The organism is Mesobacillus maritimus, assembly GCF_044803185.1.
Taxonomy (GTDB): Bacteria; Bacillota; Bacilli; order Bacillales; family Cytobacillaceae; genus Mesobacillus_B; species Mesobacillus_B maritimus_B.
Map to the genome: position 1 here is coordinate 3,688,307 of NZ_CP085225.1, position 22,543 is coordinate 3,710,849.

At 41.2% G+C, this 22,543-nt stretch carries 19 protein-coding genes and 1 riboswitch; of the genes, 8 read left to right on the top strand and 11 right to left on the bottom strand.

What is annotated here, in order from left to right; translation table 11 throughout:
- Positions 1-17: 17 nt before the first annotated feature.
- Complete coding sequence (locus LG336_RS17815) at positions 18-305, bottom strand: YxcD family protein (protein ID WP_404328829.1); 288 nt, start codon at positions 303-305, stop codon at positions 18-20.
- Positions 293-724 carry a hypothetical protein gene (locus LG336_RS17820; RefSeq protein ID WP_404328830.1) on the bottom strand — a complete coding sequence of 144 codons (432 nt, stop codon included), beginning with the start codon at positions 722-724 and terminating at the stop codon, positions 293-295. The genes LG336_RS17815 and LG336_RS17820 overlap by 13 nt, the downstream gene beginning before the upstream one ends.
- 355 nt (positions 725-1,079) lie before the next feature.
- On the opposite strand from LG336_RS17820, the gene qoxA reads away from it, so the two are divergent.
- The 4 genes from qoxA (at position 1,080) to qoxD (ending at position 4,876) form a co-directional block, all read left to right on the top strand.
- A complete protein-coding gene (gene qoxA / locus LG336_RS17825) occupies positions 1,080-1,979 on the top strand; it encodes a cytochrome aa3 quinol oxidase subunit II (RefSeq protein ID WP_404328831.1) in 900 nt (299 codons plus the stop codon).
- A 68-nt stretch (positions 1,980-2,047) separates the two neighbouring features.
- Positions 2,048-3,997 (top strand): cytochrome aa3 quinol oxidase subunit I, encoded by a 1,950-nt coding sequence (gene qoxB / locus LG336_RS17830; protein ID WP_404328833.1) that lies wholly within the window; start codon positions 2,048-2,050, stop codon positions 3,995-3,997.
- Positions 3,997-4,593: a cytochrome aa3 quinol oxidase subunit III gene (gene qoxC / locus LG336_RS17835; protein ID WP_404328834.1), complete on the top strand. Its 597-nt coding sequence runs from the start codon at positions 3,997-3,999 to the stop codon at positions 4,591-4,593. The genes qoxB and qoxC overlap by 1 nt, the downstream gene beginning before the upstream one ends.
- A gap of 1 nt (position 4,594) precedes the next feature.
- Complete coding sequence (gene qoxD, locus LG336_RS17840) at positions 4,595-4,876, top strand: cytochrome aa3 quinol oxidase subunit IV (protein WP_404328836.1); 282 nt, start codon at positions 4,595-4,597, stop codon at positions 4,874-4,876.
- Positions 4,877-4,941: 65 nt separating this feature from the next.
- On the opposite strand, the gene LG336_RS17845 is transcribed toward qoxD, so the two are convergent.
- Positions 4,942-5,211, bottom strand: coding sequence for a hypothetical protein (locus LG336_RS17845; RefSeq protein ID WP_404328837.1), 270 nt, complete (start codon positions 5,209-5,211; stop codon positions 4,942-4,944).
- 277 nt (positions 5,212-5,488) lie between these two features.
- A riboswitch (SAM riboswitch) is annotated at positions 5,489-5,599 on the top strand.
- Positions 5,600-5,700: 101 nt separating this feature from the next.
- On the opposite strand from LG336_RS17845, the gene LG336_RS17850 reads away from it, so the two are divergent.
- The 4 genes from LG336_RS17850 to metH are packed head-to-tail and all read left to right on the top strand — an operon-like array spanning position 5,701 to position 13,289.
- Positions 5,701-6,810 (top strand): methionine biosynthesis PLP-dependent protein, encoded by a 1,110-nt coding sequence (locus tag LG336_RS17850; protein WP_404328838.1) that lies wholly within the window; start codon positions 5,701-5,703, stop codon positions 6,808-6,810.
- A 2-nt stretch (positions 6,811-6,812) separates the two neighbouring features.
- Positions 6,813-7,991: a cystathionine beta-lyase gene (gene metC / locus LG336_RS17855; protein ID WP_404328839.1), complete on the top strand. Its 1,179-nt coding sequence runs from the start codon at positions 6,813-6,815 to the stop codon at positions 7,989-7,991.
- Between the two features lie 5 nt (positions 7,992-7,996).
- Entirely contained in the window at positions 7,997-9,847 is a 1,851-nt protein-coding gene (locus LG336_RS17860; protein ID WP_404333207.1) for a bifunctional homocysteine S-methyltransferase/methylenetetrahydrofolate reductase, read from the top strand.
- A complete protein-coding gene (metH, locus tag LG336_RS17865; RefSeq protein ID WP_404328840.1) occupies positions 9,840-13,289 on the top strand; it encodes a methionine synthase in 3,450 nt (1,149 codons plus the stop codon). The genes LG336_RS17860 and metH overlap by 8 nt, the downstream gene beginning before the upstream one ends.
- Before the next feature lie 58 nt (positions 13,290-13,347).
- Here the strand turns inward: metH and LG336_RS17870 are convergent, their stop codons facing one another.
- From LG336_RS17870 to LG336_RS17905, 8 genes are all read right to left on the bottom strand, one after another.
- Entirely contained in the window at positions 13,348-14,562 is a 1,215-nt protein-coding gene (locus LG336_RS17870) for a NupC/NupG family nucleoside CNT transporter (RefSeq protein ID WP_404328842.1), read from the bottom strand.
- A gap of 60 nt (positions 14,563-14,622) precedes the next feature.
- Complete coding sequence (locus LG336_RS17875) at positions 14,623-15,585, bottom strand: sugar-binding transcriptional regulator (protein WP_404333208.1); 963 nt, start codon at positions 15,583-15,585, stop codon at positions 14,623-14,625.
- Between the two features lie 492 nt (positions 15,586-16,077).
- Positions 16,078-17,289 (bottom strand): ABC transporter substrate-binding protein, encoded by a 1,212-nt coding sequence (locus LG336_RS17880; protein WP_404328843.1) that lies wholly within the window; start codon positions 17,287-17,289, stop codon positions 16,078-16,080.
- A gap of 95 nt (positions 17,290-17,384) precedes the next feature.
- Positions 17,385-18,092, bottom strand: coding sequence for an ABC transporter ATP-binding protein (locus tag LG336_RS17885; RefSeq protein ID WP_404328844.1), 708 nt, complete (start codon positions 18,090-18,092; stop codon positions 17,385-17,387).
- Positions 18,085-18,849 (bottom strand): ABC transporter ATP-binding protein, encoded by a 765-nt coding sequence (locus LG336_RS17890; protein WP_404328845.1) that lies wholly within the window; start codon positions 18,847-18,849, stop codon positions 18,085-18,087. The genes LG336_RS17885 and LG336_RS17890 overlap by 8 nt, the downstream gene beginning before the upstream one ends.
- A gap of 14 nt (positions 18,850-18,863) precedes the next feature.
- Positions 18,864-19,898 carry a branched-chain amino acid ABC transporter permease gene (locus LG336_RS17895; RefSeq protein ID WP_404328847.1) on the bottom strand — a complete coding sequence of 345 codons (1,035 nt, stop codon included), beginning with the start codon at positions 19,896-19,898 and terminating at the stop codon, positions 18,864-18,866.
- A complete protein-coding gene (locus LG336_RS17900; protein WP_404328849.1) occupies positions 19,898-20,764 on the bottom strand; it encodes a branched-chain amino acid ABC transporter permease in 867 nt (288 codons plus the stop codon). The genes LG336_RS17895 and LG336_RS17900 overlap by 1 nt, the downstream gene beginning before the upstream one ends.
- Before the next feature lie 68 nt (positions 20,765-20,832).
- Positions 20,833-22,503 (bottom strand): long-chain fatty acid--CoA ligase, encoded by a 1,671-nt coding sequence (locus LG336_RS17905; RefSeq protein WP_404328851.1) that lies wholly within the window; start codon positions 22,501-22,503, stop codon positions 20,833-20,835.
- Positions 22,504-22,543: the final 40 nt, after the last annotated feature.

The window sequence follows — 22,543 nt, forward strand, 5'->3', positions numbered from 1 at the left end:
CGGACAGGCTTTATTCATTATCTGATGATGGCGATAATTCCTTCGTCATCATCAAGCACCAATTCAATTCCCGAGAATGGATCTCTACCTAACACTTGATCTAGCCACATTCTAAGAGCCTCAATCATATTTTGTTTAACTAGAATCTGTTTTCGTCCATGAACAAATGATTCAGCAGAAAATCCATAATCGTCATCAAACATTAACTCTACTTCTACCTCTTCGAGTTTAACTTGCTTTTTATCGGCGACATATAAACAAATGGCATTCACAACATCCTGCTCAGAAATTTTTAGCGGTGCCAAGGGTCATTGTCCTCGCGCTGCTTTTTCTTGAAAGCGGTAATAACACGGCTTATAAGCATAAACAGAAGCAAAATACCAATGATATTGATGGCCATTCCAAGAATTGGACCTAAGCCCCCCATTCCTGCTAATAAACCACCAAAGAGTAGTCCAGCAAGACCACCATACATGATGCCTCGCATTAACCCACCATTATTTCGTGGTGCGGTTGCATTCGTTCTGTTATTAACAGTATTATTTTGATTTACGTTTTGGTTCGGGTTTGTTGTGGTATTATTGTTATTGTTGTATCTTTTGGTACCCGACCTATATTTCTTCGCACTAACCTCTGATTGCTGTAGGTCCTGTACCACCATATTACCAACTGGCGAGAACATCACCATCATTGCAACAAACACTGCCAATAATTTTTTTACCATTATCCATCCTCCTGTTTTCTACTTTCCATTTATCATTTACGAACAAACACTAAGGAAAGTTTCAGTTCCTTATAAAAAAATTATTGTAATCCCATCATTATATTTTTCTCAAAAGAAGAACCCTAATACCCATTACCAAAATTGACAAGAAATGTTTTCATAAATTAGTCACAATTATGTCACTAAGTACTAATGATTTCTATGTTAAACTCTTTCTAAACAGAGCAATGCAGTGATTTAAATCACATTTTGCCACAACTTACCGGGTTAAATTATGAACATCATGTGAAGAAATGAACATTATGTATGCTATAATGACCCAAGGTTTGTTGTTATTTACGAAAGGAGAAGTTATATGAAAAGGAAGTGGATGGTACTATCCGTCATTTTCGCAATTGCTACGTTTTTAACTGGTTGTGAACGATTATTGGTCCTCGACCCTAAGGGGCCTCAAGCCGCAAGGCAAGCTCAAGACATTATGTTGTCTATCGGGATTATGTCGTTTATTGTCCTTGTTGTTTTTGCGATGTTAATTGTTATTTTATTTAAATACCGTGCTTCAAAGCAAAGTCCAGATTATGAACCACCGCATATGGAAGGAAATCTATGGGTGGAGGCAATTTGTGTTGGGGTTCCAGTCATAATCGTTGCCTACTTATCCTTTGTTTCTGTTCAGAGTAACTATATCGTTGAGGCGACTCCTCAAGGATACGAAGATAAAGAACCACTTGTGATATATGCTTCCTCTTCAAACTGGAAATGGCATTTTAGTTATCCTGAAGAAAACATTGAAACGGTTAACTACTTGTACATTCCGACAGACCGTCCACTTGAATTTAAGCTTTATTCCTATGGACCAATTACAAGTTTTTGGATTCCGCAGCTAGGTGGGCAAAAATACGCAATGAGTGATATGATTACAACTCTCCACTTAGCAGCTGACTCTCCAGGTGAATTCATGGGTCGTAACGCTAACTTTAGTGGGAAAGGGTTTGCGGAAAATACCTTTGATGTTACCGCTATGTCCCCTTCTGAGTTTGTTGAATGGGTAGATGAGGTGCACGAAACAGCTGACCCTTTAACAGAAGAAAAATTTGATGAACTATTAGAGCCGGGTCACCTCGGTCGGATGACATTTACAGGAACTCATTTAGACTTTATGCCTCCTCCAGAAGGGCATAATCATGGATCTTCTGACGCTGAAGAAGCTTATGATGAATCTCACAGCGAGCCTGCGGACCATAGCAGTCACTAACTATAACTATTTCTATATTCCTAGAATGATAGAACTTGCGGATATTTCCCGAAAGGAGACACAAACGGATGGAATTTTTAGAACGCTTTGCCGTGCCACATCCAAGTATAGCGATATATGCATCGATGGTTGCCATTGGATTGTCAATGGTTGCTATTGTTGCAGGTTTAACCTATTTTAAGAAATGGGGCTATCTTTGGCGTGAATGGTTAACAACTGTCGACCATAAACGGATTGGGATTATGTATTTAATCTCTGCTTTATTAATGCTTTTCCGCGGTGGCGTTGACGCTATTATGATGCGTGCCCAGCTTTCCGCTCCAGAAAATACAATACTTGATGCGCAACACTATAACGAGATTTTCACGACTCATGGAGTCGTCATGATTATCTTTATGGCGATGCCATTTATTTTTGCGCTTATGAACTTCGTTGTGCCCTTACAAATTGGTGCACGTGACGTTGCCTTCCCTCGTTTAAATGCCCTAAGCTTTTGGTTATTCTTTATGGGAGCAATGTTATTCAATATCTCGTTCGTTGTTGGTGGATCCCCTGATGCAGGGTGGACTTCTTATTTCCCACTTGCAGGGAATGAGTTTAGTACTTCCGTCGGAACGAACTATTATATGCTTGCGATTCAGATATCCGGGATTGGTTCTCTGATGACCGGTATTAATATGATCACGACCATCCTTAAAATGAGAGCACCTGGCATGACGCTAATGAAAATGCCGATGTTCACATGGTCTTCTTTTATCGCGAACGTCATCATTGTTTTCGCGTTCCCTGTCCTAACTGTTGCCCTTGCGATGGGTACAATGGACCGCTTATTTGGAACACAATTCTTTACGATGGAAAATGGCGGTATGGATATGCTTTGGGCCAACCTTTTCTGGGTTTGGGGCCATCCTGAAGTATACATTTTAATCTTGCCAGCATTTGGGATTTATAGTGAGGTCATCTCAACCTTCTCCAGAAAGAATTTGTATGGCTATAAATCGATGGTTGCTTCCATGGTTGTTATTTCGCTCATGTCCTTTTTAGTCTGGGCCCATCATTTCTTTACAATGGGTCAGGGAGCACTTACAAACAGTATCTTCTCTATTACAACTATGGCCATTGCAGTACCAACCGGGGTTAAGATCTTCAACTGGTTGTTAACCATGTACAAAGGAAAAATTGAAATTACGTCCCCGATGCTTTATGCGTTATTATTCATTCCGTTGTTCACATTAGGCGGAGTAACTGGTGTTATGCTTGCCATGTCTGCAGCAGACTACCAATATCACAATACAATGTTCTTGGTCGCTCACTTCCACAACGTAATCATTCCAGGTGTCGTATTCGCGATGCTCGCTGGTCTTACGTATTACTGGCCGAAGATGTTTGGCTTCATGCTGAATGAACGCATTGGAAAATGGACCGCTTGGTTACTTTCAATCGGATTCCTATTAGCGTTCATGCCAATGTATATTACTGGTCTAGATGGTCAAGCACGTCGGATGTACACATACTCTGAGGCTACTGGTTTTGGACCTTTGAATATGGTTTCCTTCATTGGTGCGATTGTTATGGCCGTTGGTTTTGCGTTAATTGTATACAACATCTATCATAGTACGCGATATGCTTCACGAGATATCAGTGCGGATCCATGGGATGCACGCACACTTGAGTGGACTACCCATAACCCAGTCCCAGAATATAACTTCGCTGTCGTTCCTGAAGTACGTTCAAGTGAAGCTCTATGGGATGCAAAGAAACACGGTCACGTCTTGTTTAAGGATACTAATTATAAAAAAATTCATATGCCAAACAACAGTGGTGTACCGTTTATCATGAGTGCAATCTTCTTCGTCTGGGGATTCTCGTTTATCTTTAGCTTATGGATTCCTGCGATTCTCTCAACAATTGGAATTCTAGCATGCATGGCTCATCGTTCATTCGAACAAGACCATGGTCATTATATCTCTGTTGAAGAGATTGAAGAAACCGAAACGAAAATGCGAGGTGCTAAATAATGAAAATCGATCACTCGCTGCCACTTGAATATAGTACCGATCAAAACCAGTACAATATATTAGGATTTTGGATATTCATAGGTGCAGAAATCATGCTCTTCGCGACGCTTTTCGCCTCCTATTTTACACTGGTCGACCGTACAGGTAGTGGTCCTACTGGGGCAGAGATTTTTGAAATCACTCCCGTGTTAATCGAAACCCTCCTGCTGTTAACAAGTAGTTTCACCATCGGATTAGGGGTCCATGCGATGCGTCTTGGTAATAAGAAAGCAATGCTAACCTTCTTTTCTATCACTCTACTGCTTGGGTTAGCATTCCTAGGAGTCGAAATTTATGAGTTTATTCACTATGTTCATGTTGGAGCCGGAATCCAAACAAGTGCGTTCACTTCGATTCTCTTAACAACCTTAGGAACACATGGAGCACACGTTACGCTTGGCTTATTCTGGGGACTGTTTATTATCCTTCAGGTAAAAAAGCGTGGTTTGACTCCACAAACAGCCAATAAGTCATTCATTTTCTCGCTTTACTGGCATTTCCTAGATGTAGTTTGGATTTTCATCTTCAGCTTCATCTATTTGAAAGGAATGATGTAAGATGAAAGAACTGTTCCCTGCCAAACAAGTCTTAGGCTTTGCGTTCTCACTACTCTTAACGGTAATTGCCCTGGCTGTTTACTTCCTTGATATGTCCTTTCATATAGGTATGACCATTCTTTTGGTCACGGCCTTTATTCAAGCCGGAGTTCAGCTTACCGTGTTTATGCACGCTGGTGAAACCGATGATAAAGGAGCCATCTATTTAAACGTTTATTATGGCTTAATCATTGCCCTCGTAACCATTTTCGGAACATTATTAGCGATGGTTTGGGATATGTAAGGAGCAAGGTGTCAAACACCTGCTTAATAGAGTTTTTTTCTAAGGAGTGCCTATATAGGTGCTCCTTATTTTAATTTAAATGGAATGATTTTTGCAGCGGACTTGGTCGGAACGACAAGTGTTCCTTTATCAGTTTTCTCCAACATTTCTTCTGTCACAACAAAAAACACACCGATGATAAAAATAAAGATCGCTCCAACAACGGCTCCCATTCCTAGTCCTGTTATCAAGTTATGGCTAATGACTAAACCAAAGACAAAAAATGCCATCCCTACAGTCAACGTTGTACCACCGACATATTTCACTGCATTTAAAACTTTGAAATAGGACTCCATCCTGTTACCTCCTCAAAATGTATGCGCTTTCATGCACTTATTAGAAATTTATACCATTTATATAGAAGAGAACTGAAATTCCAGTTCTCTCCAGTTACAAGATGATGATTTTATTTTATCAAAAAGAAAACAAAATTGACACAAAATGTTCACAAAAATATCATTCTTTTTTCACAGTTTTATCAAAATTACTTTCTTACTAGAATAATAATCAAAATACATTGACATTTACCGATTTACTGTAGTAAAGTTTAGAGAAAATTATAAATTAACCCATTTCTTATCCAGAGAGGTTGAGGGTCTGGCCCTGCGATACCTCAGCAACCTTCAGCATTACTTGTTGAAAAGGTGCTAAGTCCAGCAAGTTGTTAAACTTGGCAGATAAGAAGAAGATTATGTGCATGAAACCTAAGTCTTCTTCTTAAAGAAGACTTTTTTTATTATACTAATTCCAACTACAGAAATATCCGAAACTAGGGAGTGTTACAAATGGTAAAAATCAACACAAAGCTTGCACAAATTGGAAACCGTAGCGAAACAACAACAGGGGCAGTTAATCCCCCTATTTATCTATCAACCGCATATCGCCATGAAGGAATTGGCCAATCAAGTGGCTATGATTATGTCCGAACTGGGAATCCAACCCGTGAAATACTCGAAAAAGCAATTGCTGATTTAGAGGAAGGCGATCGCGGTTTTGCATGTAGCTCAGGCATGGCTGCTATTCTTACAGTCCTCTCCTTGTTTCAATCAGGGGATGAATGGATTGTTTCAAAGGATTTATACGGGGGAACTTACCGAATCCTAGAACAAACCTTTAAGAAATGGGGATTGAATTCTCAATATGTTGACATGAGCAATTTAGATGAGGTCAGCTCTGCAATCACCTCACAAACCAAGGCCATCTTCATTGAAACCCCGACAAATCCTTTGATGGAGACAGCTGACATTGCAGCAATTGCTAAAGTGGCGAAGGAGAAAGGCATTCTAGTCATTGTTGATAATACCTTTTACACCCCTCTTATTCAAAAGCCATTAAGCTTAGGTGCAGATATTGTCATTCATAGTGCAACCAAATACCTCGGAGGACATAATGATGTGTTGGCCGGATTAATCGTTTCAAAAGGTGAAAAGTTAGGCGAGGCTATATTCCTTCACCATAATGGTGCAGGCGCCGTACTTAGTCCCTTCGATTCATGGCTGCTAATTCGTGGAATGAAGACTTTATCATTAAGAATGGAACGACATGAACGGAACGCCGCAGCGCTAGTCGAATACCTAAAAGAACATGATGCAGTAACCGACGTCCTTTATCCTGGACGAGGTGGAATGCTTTCCTTCCGTATCAAAGAGGAATCTTGGGTGAATCCATTTTTACAAAATCTAAAGTTAATTACCTTTGCTGAAAGCCTTGGCGGTGTTGAAAGCTTCATTACTTACCCTGCCACTCAGACGCATGCTGATATTCCACAGGAAGTTCGTGAAGCCAATGGTGTCGATAATCGCCTCCTCCGCTTTTCTGTTGGAATCGAAGATGTTGAAGATTTAATGGTTGACCTAAACCAAGCCTTTTCAAAAGCAGAACAGGAGGAACAGTAAAAATGACAAAACAAGATTATTCTTTTGAAACTCAGCTTTTACATAATAAACATAAATTTGACCCTAATACGGGAGCTGTCAGCGTACCTGTACAATATGCTTCGACTTTCCATCAACCTTCTGTTGATAGCTTTGGTAAATTCGATTACAGTCGCAGCCTAAATCCCACACGTGAAGCTTTAGAGGATATCATTGCTGAAATGGAGGGTGGAACACGCGGACTTGCCTTTTCATCAGGGATGGCCGCGATTTCAACGTCCTTTCTCTTACTCTCTCAAGGTGACCATGTAGTGGTTACAGAAGATGTCTATGGCGGAACGTTTAGAATGGTCACACAAGTGCTTAGCCGTTTCGGCATTGAGCATACCTTCGTGGACATGACCAACCTTGATGAAGTACGTGCAGCGATTCAACCAAATACAAAGCTCCTTTATATGGAGACTCCCTCTAATCCATTAATGAAAGTAACGGATATTGAAGCCGTTGTAGCAATTGCCAAGGAAATCGACGCGCTCACTTTTGTTGATAACACATTCATGACACCTTATCTTCAACGACCACTAGATATGGGTGTTGATGTGGTTCTTCACAGTGCCACAAAATTTTTAGGCGGACATAGTGATACCTTATCAGGTCTTGCCGTTGTAAAGGATGAGGAGCTCGGAAACCGTTTATATACTTTACAAAATTCATTCGGTGCAGTACTCGGAGTCCAAGATGCGTGGCTAGTCATGCGCGGCATCAAAACCTTGTCTGTCCGAATGAATCAATCACAGGAAAATGCAAAACAAATTGCTGCCTTCCTTAAGGAACATCCATTAGTACAGAAGGTCCACTTTCCTGGCCTAGAGGATCACCCACAATACGAGATTCATAATCGACAAGCCAATGGACCAGGTGCAGTACTCTCATTTGAACTAGAAAATGAGTCGCTTTTCAAAGAATTTGTAGAAAATGTAAAACTACCAGTCTTTGCTGTTAGTCTCGGTGGCGTTGAATCAATTCTTTCCTATCCAGCGAAAATGTCTCATGCGGCAATGCCAGAAAGTGAGCGTCAAAAACGTGGCATTAGCAACACGCTTCTTCGACTCTCTGTAGGATTAGAGTCTGTAGAAGATATTATTAATGATTTCTCAGCTGCATTAGATGTAGCCTCGAACACTTTAATTAAGAGAGGATGAATATGATGAGTTTCCTGCATAGATTGAAAAATGAGATTTTAATAGCGGATGGTGCGATGGGAACCCTGCTTCATTCCTATGGAACAGATAGCTGCTTTGAGGAATTTAATCTCTCCCGTCCAGATGACATCGTTCATATTCATCAAGCTTATATTGATGCAGGAGCTGACATCATCCAAACAAACACCTATGCCGCAAACTATCTAAAGCTTCAACGCTATGGTCTTGAGGACCATGTAAAAGAGATTAATAGCTTAGGAGTTCAACTTGCCCGAAAAGCAGCAAATGACAAGACGATAATTCTCGGTACCATCGGTGGTAATCGTGGCATTAGACCAAATAATGTTTCCCTTGAGGAAATGAAAAGAAGCTTCCGGGAGCAACTATATTGCTTGCTCCTTGAGGGAGTAGACGGTATTTTGCTTGAAACCTACTATGATTTTGAGGAGCTTGAGACGGTGTTAACCATCGCCCGTAAGGAAACAGATTTACCGTTGATCGCTCAAGTGACTCTCCATGAATTAGGCTTATTACAGAACCAGATGAAGTTAAATGACGCTTTTAAAAAGCTGGAAGCTCTCGGCGCAGACGTGGTTGGATTAAATTGCCGTCTCGGACCGCATCATATGATTTCTTCACTAGAGAGGGTTGAGCTTCCGCAAAAGGCCTTTTTATCTGCATATCCAAATGCCGGCCTCCCTTCCTATACGGATGGAAGATTCCAATTTGAAAGTAGCGCCGAATATTTTCGTCAATCGGCACGAAGGTTTCGCGAACAAGGGGTGGTGCTACTAGGTGGGTGTTGTGGCACGACACCTGAACATATTCGTGCATTTGCAACCGAGCTAAAGGGCCTAGCACCTGTGACAGAAAAAACGGTCATTGATCACAAGGTAAAAGTAGAGGTTCAATCTCCACCTATTAATCGAACGGAGCCAGCGCTACAGGAAATTGTGAAAACCCGCCCATCTGTGATTGTTGAACTTGATCCTCCACGAAAATTGGATACAACTAAGTTTTTTGAAGGTGCTAAAGCGTTAAAGGCAGCCGGTATTGATGCGGTTACACTTGCGGATAATTCGCTAGCCTCCCCCAGAGTTGCTAACTCTGCGTTAGGACATTTGGTCAAAGAGAAAGTTGGCTTACGACCACTCGTTCACCTTACCTGTCGTGACCGAAATCTCATTGGACTACAGTCCCATCTGATGGGTCTTCATACACTTGGTCTCCATGATGTTCTAGCAATAACGGGCGACCCCGCTAGAGTTGGCGACTTCCCTGGCGCTTCCTCTGTTTTCGATGTTTCATCTTTTGAACTGATTGAGTTAATCAAACAATTCAACGAGGGTCTATCCTTTTCGGGAAAAGATTTAGGTCAGAAAGGTGATTTTTCCATTGCTGCGGCGTTTAACCCTAATGTCAGGTCACTTGAAAAAGCAGTTGTTAGAATGGAAAAGAAAATAAAATGTGGTGCAGATTACTTCATCACTCAGCCCGTTTATTCTGAGAAACTTCTTTTAGAAGTTTACGAACAAACCAAGCACTTGGACGCGCCTGTTTATATTGGTTTAATGCCGTTAACAGGTAGCAGAAATGCTGAATTTCTTCATAATGAAGTTCCGGGAATTAAAATCTCCCAAGATATCCTTGATACAATGGCAAAATTGAAAGACAACCCGACCCAATCTAAACGAGAAGGCATTGCGATTACAAAGTCATTAATTGAAACAGCCGCCGAGCTTTTTAACGGCATTTATCTCATCACGCCATTTATGAATTATGAAATGACTGTTGAACTTGCCCATTTTACGCGCGAATACACAGATCGTCTTTCAAGGAGGAAACAAAATGTCTAGAGCTTCAATAACCGAACAGCTGAAGAAGAAAATCCTCATTATGGACGGAGCAATGGGAACCATGCTCCAGCAAGCAGATCTTACCGCCGCTGATTTTGGGGGTGAGGCGTTTGAAGGTTGCAATGAAAACCTCAATCTAACGTCTCCCTCTGTGATTGAAAACATTCACCGCGAATATTTTGAAGCTGGTGCGGATATTGTCGAGACCAATACCTTTGGGGCTACAAATTTGGTACTGGATGATTATGATTTAGGGCATAAAGCCTATGAAATAAATAAAGTAGCCGCCGAGATAGCCCAAAAAGTGGCTAGTGAATTTTCTACACCTGAAAGACCACGCTATGTTGCTGGAGCAATGGGGCCAACAACGAAAACACTTAGTGTTACGGGTGGAGCAACCTTTGAGCAGTTAACCCTAGCTTACGAGGAACAAGCGCTTGGGTTATTAGATGGTGGCGTCGACCTACTGCTTTTGGAAACGAGTCAAGACTTATTGAATGTAAAAGCTGCCTATATTGGGATTCAAAAGGCTTTTACGCAAAAAGGATTTGAAGTGCCATTTATGATATCCGCGACGATTGAACCAATGGGAACCACCCTCGCCGGACAAACTATCGAAGCCTTCTATATTTCCATTGAGCATATGAAGCCAATTGCGATTGGGCTAAACTGTGCAACGGGGCCGGAGTTTATGCAGGAGCATTTACGTTCCTTAGCCACTCTTGCTTCATCAGCTGTTAGCTGTTACCCGAATGCCGGTCTCCCTGACGAGGAAGGCATTTATCACGAAACTCCAGAAACGCTTGCTCAAAAATTGGCTGGTTTTGCCGAGGAAGGCTGGTTGAATATTGTCGGTGGTTGTTGCGGGACCACTCCTGCTCATATTAAGGCGATTGCTGAAAAGATGGCAGCCTATCAACCACGTGATACAAAGCCAACTCCACAGCATATGGTATCAGGGATTGAACCGTTTATTTATGATGATCCAACCTTAAGACCAATAATGGTTGGAGAGCGGACAAATGTCATTGGTTCTAGAAAGTTTAAGCGGTTGATATCTGAAGGGAAAATTGAAGAGGCAGCGGAAATTGCTCGTGCACAGGTGAAAAATGGCGCCCATGTTATTGACCTCTGCCTTGCCGATCCTGACCGCGATGAGCTCCAAGACATGGAGCAATTTATTAAAGAAGTTGTAAAAAAAGTAAAGGTACCACTTGTAATTGATTCAACTGATACAGACGTTATTGAAAAATCTCTTCGTTATTCACAAGGAAAAGCCATCATTAACTCGATAAACCTCGAGGATGGTGAAGAAAAGTTTGAGGCCGTAGCACGACTCGTCCACCTTTATGGTGCAGCGGTTGTTGTCGGAACAATTGATGAGAAAGGGATGGGAGTTACAGCACAGCGAAAACTAGAAATTGCCAAACGCTCTTATCAACTTTTAGTTAATAAATATAAAATTGCTCCTCAAGATTTAATTTTTGATCCATTGGTTTTCCCAGTTGGAACTGGGGATGAGCAATATATCGGCTCAGCAAAAGCTACTGTAGATGGAATTAAAATGATTAAAGAAGCATTCCCAGAAACGCAAACTGTTCTCGGCATTAGCAATGTCAGCTTTGGTCTTCCTCCAGTTGGTAGGGAAATTTTAAATTCTGTTTTCCTTTATCACTGTACCCAGGCTGGACTCGATTATGCCATTGTTAACACTGAAAAGCTTGAGCGCTTTGCTTCTATCTCGGAAGAGGAAGTAAAGATGGCCGAAGAACTCCTTTTCAATACAACCGATGCAAACCTTGCGACGTTTACCGAATTCTACCGTGGCAAGAAAAAGGAAGCAAAGAGCTCGATTCCAGATATGACGCTAGAAGAGCGACTTGCCTATTATGTAATTGAAGGAACAAAAGAAGGATTAGTTCCCGACTTAGATATCGCTTTAAACACCTACCCTGCCCCACTGGATATAATTAACGGGCCCTTAATGGATGGAATGAAAGAAGTCGGCAAGCTGTTCAATGATAATCAGTTAATTGTTGCTGAAGTTCTTCAAAGCGCTGAAGTAATGAAAGCAGCTGTAGCTCATCTTGAACCACATATGTCTAAGACTGACAGTAGCTCGACAAAAGGAAAAGTGATTCTAGCTACCGTGAAAGGTGACGTCCATGATATCGGGAAAAATCTCGTCGACATCATCCTTAGCAATAACGGCTATGACGTCATCGATTTAGGAATTAAGGTTACCCCAAACGTCTTAATTGAGAAAATCAGGCAAGAAAAGCCAACCATCGTTGGTCTCTCCGGTCTGCTTGTAAAATCGGCTCAACAGATGGTATTAACAGCGAAAGATATGAAGCAAGCTGGCATTGATTTACCCATCCTTGTCGGTGGTGCCGCGCTAACAAGAAAGTTTACCGATACGAAAATTGCCGCTGAATATGATGGTTTAGTTTTATATGCAAAAGATGCTATGAACGGCCTATCTTTAGCCAATCAATTAGGAAATCCTGAAGAACTTGAGAAAATCGTCTTCGAAAAACAAGCAAAAGCACAAGAGCTAGCACAGCGAACAGCGAAGGTTAGCCAAACAGGAACCGCCACAGCGGTATTAACTCGACAGAAAACCGTTAAGAAGGCACCTGTTTATATTCCACAGGATTTAAAAAGACATCTCTTAAAGTCCTACACGCTCGCCCATATTGAGCCATATATCAATAAGCAAATGTTGATTGGACATCATTTAGGAGTAAAAGGAAAGATCGAGAAACTCCTTGCTGAGGGGGACGAGAAGGCGACAATGGTCAATAATGTCGTTCAGTCACTTATCGCAGAAGCTTTAGCAAATAACTGGATTGAGCCAAAAGCGATGTATCAATACTTCCCTGCACAAGCAGATGGGAACAAGGTTCTTATTTATGAGTCCGCAGACTCCGGTAAAGTAATTGAAACCTTTGAGTTTCCACGACAAGAAACAGAACCTGGTCTCTGTCTTGCTGACTTTTTACGTCCAGTGGGTGACAGTGAAATGGACTATGTTGGTTTCTTTGCGGTAACAGCTGGAAAGGGTATTCGTGAAATCGCCGATAAGTTAAAAAATGAAGGACGCTTTTTAGAAAGTCATGCCCTTCAAGCTTTAGCTTTGGAAACCGCAGAAGGCTACGCTGAATTGATTCACCGTCAAATACGCGACCGCTGGGGGTTCCCAGACGCACCAAGCATGACGATGAAGGATCGTTTCGCTGCCAAATACCAAGGTCAACGCTTCTCGTTTGGCTACCCAGCTTGTCCGGAGCTAGAAGATCAGCAAAAGCTCTTTAAGATTATTCAGCCAGAAGACATCGGTATAAACCTTACAGACGGATTTATGATGGAGCCCGAAGCCTCTGTCACCGCCATTGTCTTCTCTCACCCAGAAGCGAGGTATTTTAACGTATTGCGTTAGTCCGTTTAAAACGATGAAAGCCCCCTCTTTGTCCAAACAAAGAGGGGGCTTTTTAAATTTAGAACAACATTCCTGCCATCGCTGCACTAAGCAAGGATGCCAACATACCTGCGATTACCGCACGAACACCTAAACGTGCAATATCACTACGCCTTTCCGGCGCTAGATTCCCTAAACCACCAAGCAGAATTCCCAATGAAGATACATTGGCAAATCCACACAGAGCAAAACTTACGACGGCAACAGTCTTCTCAGAAAGCTCAGGAATTTGTGGAGCAAAGGATGCATAGGCAACAAATTCATTGAGGATCAGTTTTTGACCGATAAATCCACCAGCCTGTATGGCTTCTGCCCAAGGTACCCCTACTGCAAATGCAATCGGTGAGAAAATATACCCAAGGAGCATTTCAAGTGTGATGCCTTCAAGCCCGAATAGTCCAGTAATTCCACCTAAAATCCCGTTAATCAATGCAATCAAAGCAATAAATGCTAACAGCATCGCTCCAATGTTTAAGGCAAGTTGCAAGCCAACAGATGCTCCATTTGCAGCTGCATCAATCACATTGGCTGTTTGTTTATCCTCTTCCATCTTAACATTAGAGGTATCTTGTGGCTCTTCTGTTTCAGGTATCATTATTTTTGCCAGGACAAGACCTGCAGGTGCGGCCATGAAGCTGGCAGCCAGTAAATATTCTAGAGGTACCCCCATTAACGAATACCCTATTAACACAGAACCAGCCACGGAGGCTAGTCCACCAACCATAACCGCAAACAACTCTGATTTCGTTAAAACTTTAATATAAGGTTTAATGACAAGCGGTGCTTCAGTCTGACCCACAAAAATATTGGCTGCAGCCGATAAAGACTCGGCATTGCTTGTCCCTAAGAGCTTTGAAAGCCCCCCACCTAATATTTTAATGACCCATTGCATGACACCTAAGTAATATAAAACTGAAATTAGCGATGAAAAAAAGATGACGACAGGTAGCACTTGAAATGCAAATACCATGCCGATGTTTTCTGCTTGAAAAATTCCTCCAAACAAGAAATTTACGCCCTCATTCGCATAGTCAATAACATTCTGAACGCCCATCGAAACCTTCTGAAGAACATTCCTTCCTGTCTCCCATTTTAAAACGATGAAGGCAAAAACAAATTGAATTGCTAATCCCCCAAAGACTGTACGCAGTTTAATGGACTTGCGATTAGAGGATAATAAAAAAGCAATTGCTAATACTGTAATAATACCAAGTAAACCCCATATGTAATTCATTCCATTCACCTCTGTAATATCTTGTTGTTTGTTACGATTATTTATTCGGTTTTCTCATGTCTATTTTCTATTCTCTAGCTTGTCTAATAAAAATCTCGCAGTAAATTGATCAGTGATTAAAGTGTTCGCAAATTTTCCGATTAAGGCGCCATATATTCCATTAATTTTATCAGCACCGCCAGCCACCAAAATCGAGTGTTCCTTCGTTTGCAACGCTTCCAATTCTATCCCCAGTGTTCTATCATTCAAATCTTTATCACAAATCACACCATTTTGATCAAAGAACCTAGAGCAAATATCCCCTACTGCTCCATGTTTTAATGATTTAAGGTCATTTTCTGTAAAATAACCCATCTTAAATAAGAGTGCATCTTCTTTCACCGACCCCATTGTAAAAACAGCAATATTAGCCTGTTTTCCTAAATCCAAAATCGCACGAATATGCCTGTCTTTTTCCATAGCCTGTTTAACAATTGGTGAATCTACGATAGCTGGAAGTGGCAATTGATGGGACGGGCTGTTAAACGCTTTCGCAAATAGGTATAAAACCTCTGAGGCGTAGGTGTTCGTCTCGGCATGACTAACGCCCCCTTTTAACTGGACAACTTTAACGTTGCGTACAAATCTTTGCTTTAATTCAATAGCTATATGGTATAACGTCGTCCCCCATGTAACACCAATGACATCATCGTCTTTCACCGTTTCGTTTAAATACGCAGCGGCAACACCACCAAGGTAGTTCTTAATTAAATGTTCTTCATATTCTGGGACCGAGGTAACAATCGCCTTTTTCAAACCAAATCTGGCTGCCAACTCTAACGAAAGTTTATCCACTTCTTCTGTGGGGTCGTGTATTTTTATCTGGACAATTCCCTCTCGTTTCCCCTGTTGCAAGAGCCTAGAAACCGTAGGTCTAGACACACCCATTTTTTTGGCAATCTCACTTTGCGTATAATCAAGCAGGTAATACAACTTTGCCGCTTCAATAACCTTGCTTAATTTCTCGTCCTTTTCCAATAACATCACCTTGACTAACTGTTTTTTAAGATGGTTTTTAGTTTATACTCTTTTTGCAAAAATGTAAAAGTCTTATTTTACATTTGTAAAACTAAATTAATTCCGAAGATTCTCCATATTGCTCTAAAAATATAATTTTCACACAAAAATACAACGCTACACATTCATTACACGTAACCTTATCTACACGATTTCACCTCCTATCTACATAAAATAGCCTCTCTATCTTCATAAATTTGCATTCTATCAACACAAACAACCATTCTAACTACAAACCTAAGATTCTTCCGGCCAGTACGCATCCCTATTTACAGGAATTCCACTTCTATCTACAAAAATCATCCCTCTATCTACACAATTTCGTACTCTATCTACACAAACTCACAGTCTATATATAAACATAAGCTTCTCTATCTAAACACACAAAAAAACAATCACCTTTCTATAAATAAAAAACACCTGCCCCGATACCCTCGGAACAGGCGTCTTCACTAGCAATTATTCAGCTGGGATAGGAACAACTTTACCGTCTTCGATAGCCCCTACGATTAATGTAGATTCAAAGCCACCATCGTCACCGATAGATGGAATATCGTAGATTTTAACGTGGTCAGGAAGGTTGTCTAAACCATCTTGCATATGGTCACGAATCTTTGCAGGGTCATCTACAGAATTAGCAGCTTCCATTGCTTTCGCAAATGCCCACATACCAATATAGTTTAATCCTGCTTCAGAACCTGGATCTTCACCATATTTTTCGTTGTACTTCTTAACATAATCAGGAACAGCTGCTTCATCAGAATCAACAAGTGGCATTACTCCAATGGAGCCTTCAAGCATCTCATAGTCACCTGTTACACGCTTCATTTCATCAAGTTTTGCTTGGTCCATGATGATAAATCCGCCTTCAAACCCTAGCTCACGAGCTTGTTTCACTACTTTTGCAGTTGGCTCAGAAGCTCCACCAACAAACAACACATCTGGCTTTTCTTTCAAAGCATTTGTGATGATGGTAAAGAAGTCAGTGTCCTTTGTAAAGTCGATTGCAGAGTTATAAACAACCTCTCCACCCTGTTCTTCCCAGTATGGCTCTAGAGCTTCTGCCCAGTCTTTTCCGTATTGGGAAGCAGTAGGTAAGAATGCAATCTTTTTACCAAAGCGCTCCATTTGATATGTTGTAAACGGAGCAAGGTATCCATCATAACGAGGAGGAATACGAACAGTTAATTCATTACCAGCCTCTGTAATTTTTGGCTCACTTGAATAAGCACCAATTAAGAAATTATCAACTTGGTTGAAAACTTGTAGTGCAAAGATACCACCACTATGTGGAGTGAAAATAATTGGGGTATTGTTTTCTTGCACAAGACGTTTTGCGTTGGAACCTGCCTCATTAGGTAAGTATTTATCATCTAAAGAAACAACATTGATCTTAAATTTCTTCCCATCAATATCAATACCACCAGCTTCATTGATTTCTTCAGCAGCCATTTTTACACCGTTAAGTGTACGCTCACCATAGAATGCTGCTGGTCCACTTAGTGGTCCGGTATAACCAACATTAACTGTGCCCTCTCCACCTGATCCTGAATCTGACCCACCTGAATCGCCACCAGATGTTGATTCAGAGCCGCCACCACTACAGGCAGCTAATACAAGCATAAACGCGATTAGTAGAAATGATAAGAAACGGAATTTTTGCTTTTTCATTTGGTTTCCCCCTTGGAAATCATTCTAATTTTTAATCAATGTAAAATTGCGATAAAGATCCCTTCCGTTCCTCACCACCTTTCAAGTTTTCAAAATTACGCCCCGATGTATGCCTTTCTGACACTATCGTTTGTAAATAGTTCTTCAGAAGTACCTTCAACCACCACGTTCCCGTTTTCAAAGACATAGCCTTTTGTGGCAATTTTTAACGCCGCGTTGGCATTTTGTTCAGCCAATACAATCGTCGTACCCTCTTTATTTATTTGTTGGATAACCTCAAACATTTGTTCAACAATTAATGGTGCTAACCCGACAGATGGTTCATCGAGCATCATGACCTTCGGCTTTGCCATTAAGGCTCTCCCAATGGCCACCATCTGCTGCTGCCCTCCACTTAGTGAGCCCGCAGGATCATCCTTCTTCTGCTCAAGAATTGGGAACAATTCGAAAACGTGCTCCATAGTTTGCTTAATTTGACCTTTATTACGTCGATGCACGTAGGCACCCATTCTCAGATTTTCCAAAACGCTCATCGCAGGGAAAAGCTTTCTTCCCTCTGCGCATTGAACAATTCCTTCTTTTACAATTCGGTCAGCGGTCAGTTTGTCAATCCGCTTTCCCTCAAAGATTACTTCTCCTTGAAATGGCTTATTAAGACCACTGATTGTATTAAAAGTTGTACTCTTTCCTGCACCATTTGCACCTAATAGAACGACAATCTCGCCTTGGTTTACCTCGATATTGATATCGCGGATTGCCACAAAGCTTCCATATTTAACTGAGATATTATCCACCTTAAGCAATCGCGCTACCTCCTAAATACGCCTTAATTACAGCGTCATTATTCTTGATTTCATCAGGTGTTCCTTCAGCGATTTTCTCTCCGTAATTCAAGACCATAATTTTATCGGCCAATTTCATAATCATCGACATTTTGTGTTCGATGAGACAAACCGTTACTCCACTCTGAACCATTTTCACCATCAGTTCCGCAAGCCCTTCTGTTTCATCAGGGTTTACACCTGCTGCTGGTTCATCAAGGAAAATGATCTCTGGATCTGTTGCTAATCCTAGTGCAAACGCGACTCGCTTCTTCTCTTCTTGAGATAAGCTCCCTGCGAGTTTATGAGAAACATCTGTCAACCCTACAAAATCAAGAACCTCAATCGCCTTTTCGCGACATTGCTTTTCTTCTTGCTTAAGTCGTTTTGTTCTGAAAATAGCGTCAAGAAGATTGGACTTTGTCCGAAGACGATGACCAACAATGACATTATCTAGAACAGTCGCTTGATCAAATAGATTGGTAGTCTGGAAGGTTCTAGCAACCCCGAGTTCTGCAATTTTATTTGATGGTAGCTTCGTAATATCCTGACCTTTAAAGATAACCTGCCCCGAACTAGGTGGATGGAACCCACTAATCAGGTTAAAGAAGGTTGATTTCCCTGCACCGTTCGGACCGATGATGGCATTAATTTTCCCTTTTTCGATGGCGAAGTCTACATTATTGACTGCAGTATTTCCGCCAAAATTCTTTGTTAAATTCTTAGTTTCCAAGAACATGAACTCTTCCCCCTTTACCCGTTTTTATTCGCAGCAGCAGAAGTTTCCTGAGCGGAGAGCATCTGTTGATTTTTATCTATATTTTGTTTTTCTTGCCTTTTCTTTTCCTTACGCTTCATATTCCAATCCTGAATTCCGCCAGAAATCCCTCTTGGGTAAAAGATAACCAACAAGGTTAAAATTGGACCAAAAATCATCATTCGATAGTCTTGTAAAAATTGAAGTTGCTGAGAAACCCAGACAATAATGATTGTTCCAACAACTGGACCTGATAAAGTTCCAATTCCTCCGACGATCAGATACGTAAGAATATCGAATGTCACGTTAATGTATCCAATGTCCGGACCAATAAAGCGTATGAATGATGCGTAAAGAGCACCAGCAAGACCGGCAAAGAAGGTAGAGATAACAAATACCAATAGTTTATTTGTCATCGTTGAAATCCCAATCGTTTGTGCAAGATCCTCACTGTTACGGATGGCGATGAACGTTCTACCAGTTAAGGAATGAACGATACGATACATCACAAGAACAGTTAAAAGTAAGAAAAATAATACTAGATAGTAGTTTGAAATTGGTGTATTAAAAGTTATTGGACCGATGTTTGCAGGTCCTGGGATACCAATTAGACCTCTAATTCCACCTGTTAAGCTATCCCATTTATCAATGATAAGGTAAATGATGTACCCTACACATAGAGTGTAAATCGCAAAGAAATGTTCCTTCGTACGTAACGAGATCAAACCAATCACTAAGCCTAGTAAACTAGTAATAATAAGCGCAAGTACAAATGCTAACCAATAACTCATCCCCGCCTTTGTCGTTAATAGCGAAAGTGAGTAGGCTCCTATTGCGAAAAATCCAGCATGTGCAAGTGATAAATATCCAGTGTAACCAGCCAGAAGATTAAGACCATAAACGGCTATCATCCAAATAAATGCTAGTGTCATGACATGAATCATATAATTGTTATTCGTAATGAATGGGAACACGATTGCAAAGAGGATAAAAAATGCAATCATATTCCTTTGTTTAAAAATAGAAGCCATCAATGCCCCCCCTTTGCTGGGAATAAACCATTCGGTTTAATTGTTAAGATGAGTACTAGTAGGACAAAAGCGATTAGATCCTTATAATCATTCGAGATGTAAGTTGCACCAAGGCTCTCTGTAAACCCGAGAATATATCCTCCAGCAATCGCTCCTGGAATACTCCCCATTCCACCTAGGATGATAATGACGAACGCTTTAGTCAATACAAGGTGACCCATACCTGGAAATACTAGATTAATAGGCGCAGCTAATGAAACAGCAATGGCTGCTAACGCACCTGAAATTAAGAATGTTAGCATCGCAACCCTGTTTGTGTTAATCCCTACAAGGTTTGCTCCTTCACGATTTTGTGACATCGCAATAATGGTTGCACCAGTAAATGTTTTCTTTAGGAAGAAATATAGGAATGCCATTACCACGACCGTAGCCACGATAATCAATAAACGCTGCATCGTTAATGTAACGCCAGCGAAGTTGACCACCGCTCCATAAGGAGAAGTCATTGTTTGATACTCTGCACCCCAGATAAATTGAACTATTGCTTCTAGGAAAAGCATAATACCAATTGCAGCGATCTTATCATGAATAGCAGGTGCATGCCTGAGAGGATGGAATACCAATCTCTCCATTAGAACAGCTAAGCCCCCAACGACGATGCAAGAGATAACAATTGCAATCCAATAATTCATGCCGGCTTGGGTCATCATTGTTAACGTGATATACCCACCCACCATGTACAAGGCACCGTGGGCAAAGTTCGGGATATGTAAAATCCCGTAAACGAGTGTCAAGCCCAATGCGACTAGACTATATACACTCCCCAATGTCAAACCATTAAACAGCTGTTGAATCAATATGTCCATCCGTTCTCCCCCTGTTCGCAAGAATCCCCTTGCGGATTTTCTCGCAAGATGTTTGCAAATTCTTTATTTTATAGTGTGTTGCCAGCTTTTTGTTTTTCCTCTTCTTGAAGTTGACGCCAGAGGATTTTCCCACTGCTTGTCATTGGAAATTGATGTTTAAACTCCACCTCACGCGGGTATTTATAAGCAGCCATATGTTCTTTCGCCCACTCGACGATTTCTTCTTCCTTCACCTTGCCCTCGTATTCCTCATTCAAGATGACAAAAGCCTTTACTGATTCACCGCGTCGGGGGTCAGGCACCCCAACTACACATGCTTGTTGAATGGCAGGGTGTTTATATAAGTAGGATTCAACTTCTGTCGGCCAAACCTTAAAACCGGAAGCATTAATCATTCGTTTTACCCGGTCGACAATAAAGAAATATCCTTCCTCATCGTATCGTCCAATATCACCAGTGCGGAAAAAGGTCTTGCCATCCAGTTCAATAAAGGAATCCCGGTTCTCGTCATCTCGATTATAGTAACCAACCATTACTTGAGGTCCATCTACAATAATTTCTCCGACTTCTCCAATCCCTAATTCCTTTCCAGAAGCTGGGTCAATGATTCTCGAATCAACATCAAACGAAGGTAAGCCTAAACACTGCATCTTCGGACGGTGTGGAGGATTGAAGTGAGTTTGGGCAATCGTTTCGGATAATCCATAACCCTCGATAAAACGCAATCCCGTTAATTGAAATAATTTCTCTCCTACTGCCTCTGGTAGGGCAGCTCCTCCACCTGAAAGATAAGATAGGGAAGCAATATCCTCTTTCTTAAGCTTCGAATTTGAAACAAAATCAACAATCATTGTCGCAATGGCACACCAATGTGTACATTGTTGTTGTTTAATTAACTCAACGGCTGTTTCGCGGTTCCATCTCGTCATAATGACCATGCTTCCACCACTATAAATTGGCATATGCATGCTGTGAACCATCCCAGTTACATGAAACAGTGGCAAAGTCATAAGGTGTACCGAATTTGGCGTTACACCTGCCCAATGAAAGGCACCGACTGTATTCGCTTGTACTGAGCGGTTCGTATGCATACACCCTTTAGGAAGCCCTGTCGTTCCTGAAGTATATGGAAGAACAGCAAGATCAGTAGCGGCTGTCGTGTGTTCGCCTGGTTGAAGGTTTGCTTCAATGGCATTCATCCATAAATGATGACCTTCTTCTGTAAAGACGGCTCGATTCGCCTCGACTTCTGGAGGCAGATTACCAGCAAATTCACCTGTATAATCTGAGTAAGCAGCATAAACGACATTTTCAAGTGACGTACTACTATAAAGTGGCTTTACTTTTTCATAAAGTTCTTGGCCAGCAAGAGCCGTTCTCATTTCGGCATCTTTGATATAAAATGACAATTCATTAGCAGTCAACATTGGATTGATTGGCACAACCACTGCATTTGCCCTTAAGATGGCATAGTACCCAATCACAAATTGAGGTGAATTTTGCATAAATAGCAGAACTTTTTCTCCTTTAGTGACCCCAAGCTTTTGTTGAAGATAACCCGCTAGCGCTGCCACCTGCTCATCCAATTCTCGGTAGGTTAAGCTATTTCCGTAATATTGTATTGCCAAATTTTCCGGATATCTTTTCGCGCTCACCTGCAAGTTTTCATATAGTGAGGTTTCCGGTACACTTAAGGATTTTGTTAAGTTAGGCCAGTGATCATGATGAAGAGTTAACATGTCAACATCTCCCTTTGAAAATATCTAGATGGGTAGAGTA

Bases quoted from the DNA above. Each gene is read 5' to 3' on its own strand.
- LG336_RS17820 (WP_404328830.1), bottom strand. From the start codon at position 724: ATGGTAAAAAAATTATTGGCAGTGTTTGTTGCAATGATGGTGATGTTC.
- qoxA (WP_404328831.1), top strand. From the start codon at position 1,080: ATGAAAAGGAAGTGGATGGTACTATCCGTCATTTTCGCAATTGCTACG.
- qoxB (WP_404328833.1), top strand. From the start codon at position 2,048: ATGGAATTTTTAGAACGCTTTGCCGTGCCACATCCAAGTATAGCGATA.
- qoxC (WP_404328834.1), top strand. From the start codon at position 3,997: ATGAAAATCGATCACTCGCTGCCACTTGAATATAGTACCGATCAAAAC.
- qoxD (WP_404328836.1), top strand. From the start codon at position 4,595: ATGAAAGAACTGTTCCCTGCCAAACAAGTCTTAGGCTTTGCGTTCTCA.
- LG336_RS17845 (WP_404328837.1), bottom strand. From the start codon at position 5,211: ATGGAGTCCTATTTCAAAGTTTTAAATGCAGTGAAATATGTCGGTGGT.
- LG336_RS17850 (WP_404328838.1), top strand. From the start codon at position 5,701: ATGGTAAAAATCAACACAAAGCTTGCACAAATTGGAAACCGTAGCGAA.
- metC (WP_404328839.1), top strand. From the start codon at position 6,813: ATGACAAAACAAGATTATTCTTTTGAAACTCAGCTTTTACATAATAAA.
- LG336_RS17860 (WP_404333207.1), top strand. From the start codon at position 7,997: ATGAGTTTCCTGCATAGATTGAAAAATGAGATTTTAATAGCGGATGGT.
- metH (WP_404328840.1), top strand. From the start codon at position 9,840: ATGTCTAGAGCTTCAATAACCGAACAGCTGAAGAAGAAAATCCTCATT.
- LG336_RS17870 (WP_404328842.1), bottom strand. From the start codon at position 14,562: ATGAATTACATATGGGGTTTACTTGGTATTATTACAGTATTAGCAATT.
- LG336_RS17875 (WP_404333208.1), bottom strand. From the start codon at position 15,585: ATGTTATTGGAAAAGGACGAGAAATTAAGCAAGGTTATTGAAGCGGCA.
- LG336_RS17880 (WP_404328843.1), bottom strand. From the start codon at position 17,289: ATGAAAAAGCAAAAATTCCGTTTCTTATCATTTCTACTAATCGCGTTT.
- LG336_RS17890 (WP_404328845.1), bottom strand. From the start codon at position 18,849: ATGTTCTTGGAAACTAAGAATTTAACAAAGAATTTTGGCGGAAATACT.
- LG336_RS17895 (WP_404328847.1), bottom strand. From the start codon at position 19,898: ATGGCTTCTATTTTTAAACAAAGGAATATGATTGCATTTTTTATCCTC.
- LG336_RS17900 (WP_404328849.1), bottom strand. From the start codon at position 20,764: ATGGACATATTGATTCAACAGCTGTTTAATGGTTTGACATTGGGGAGT.
- LG336_RS17905 (WP_404328851.1), bottom strand. From the start codon at position 22,503: ATGTTAACTCTTCATCATGATCACTGGCCTAACTTAACAAAATCCTTA.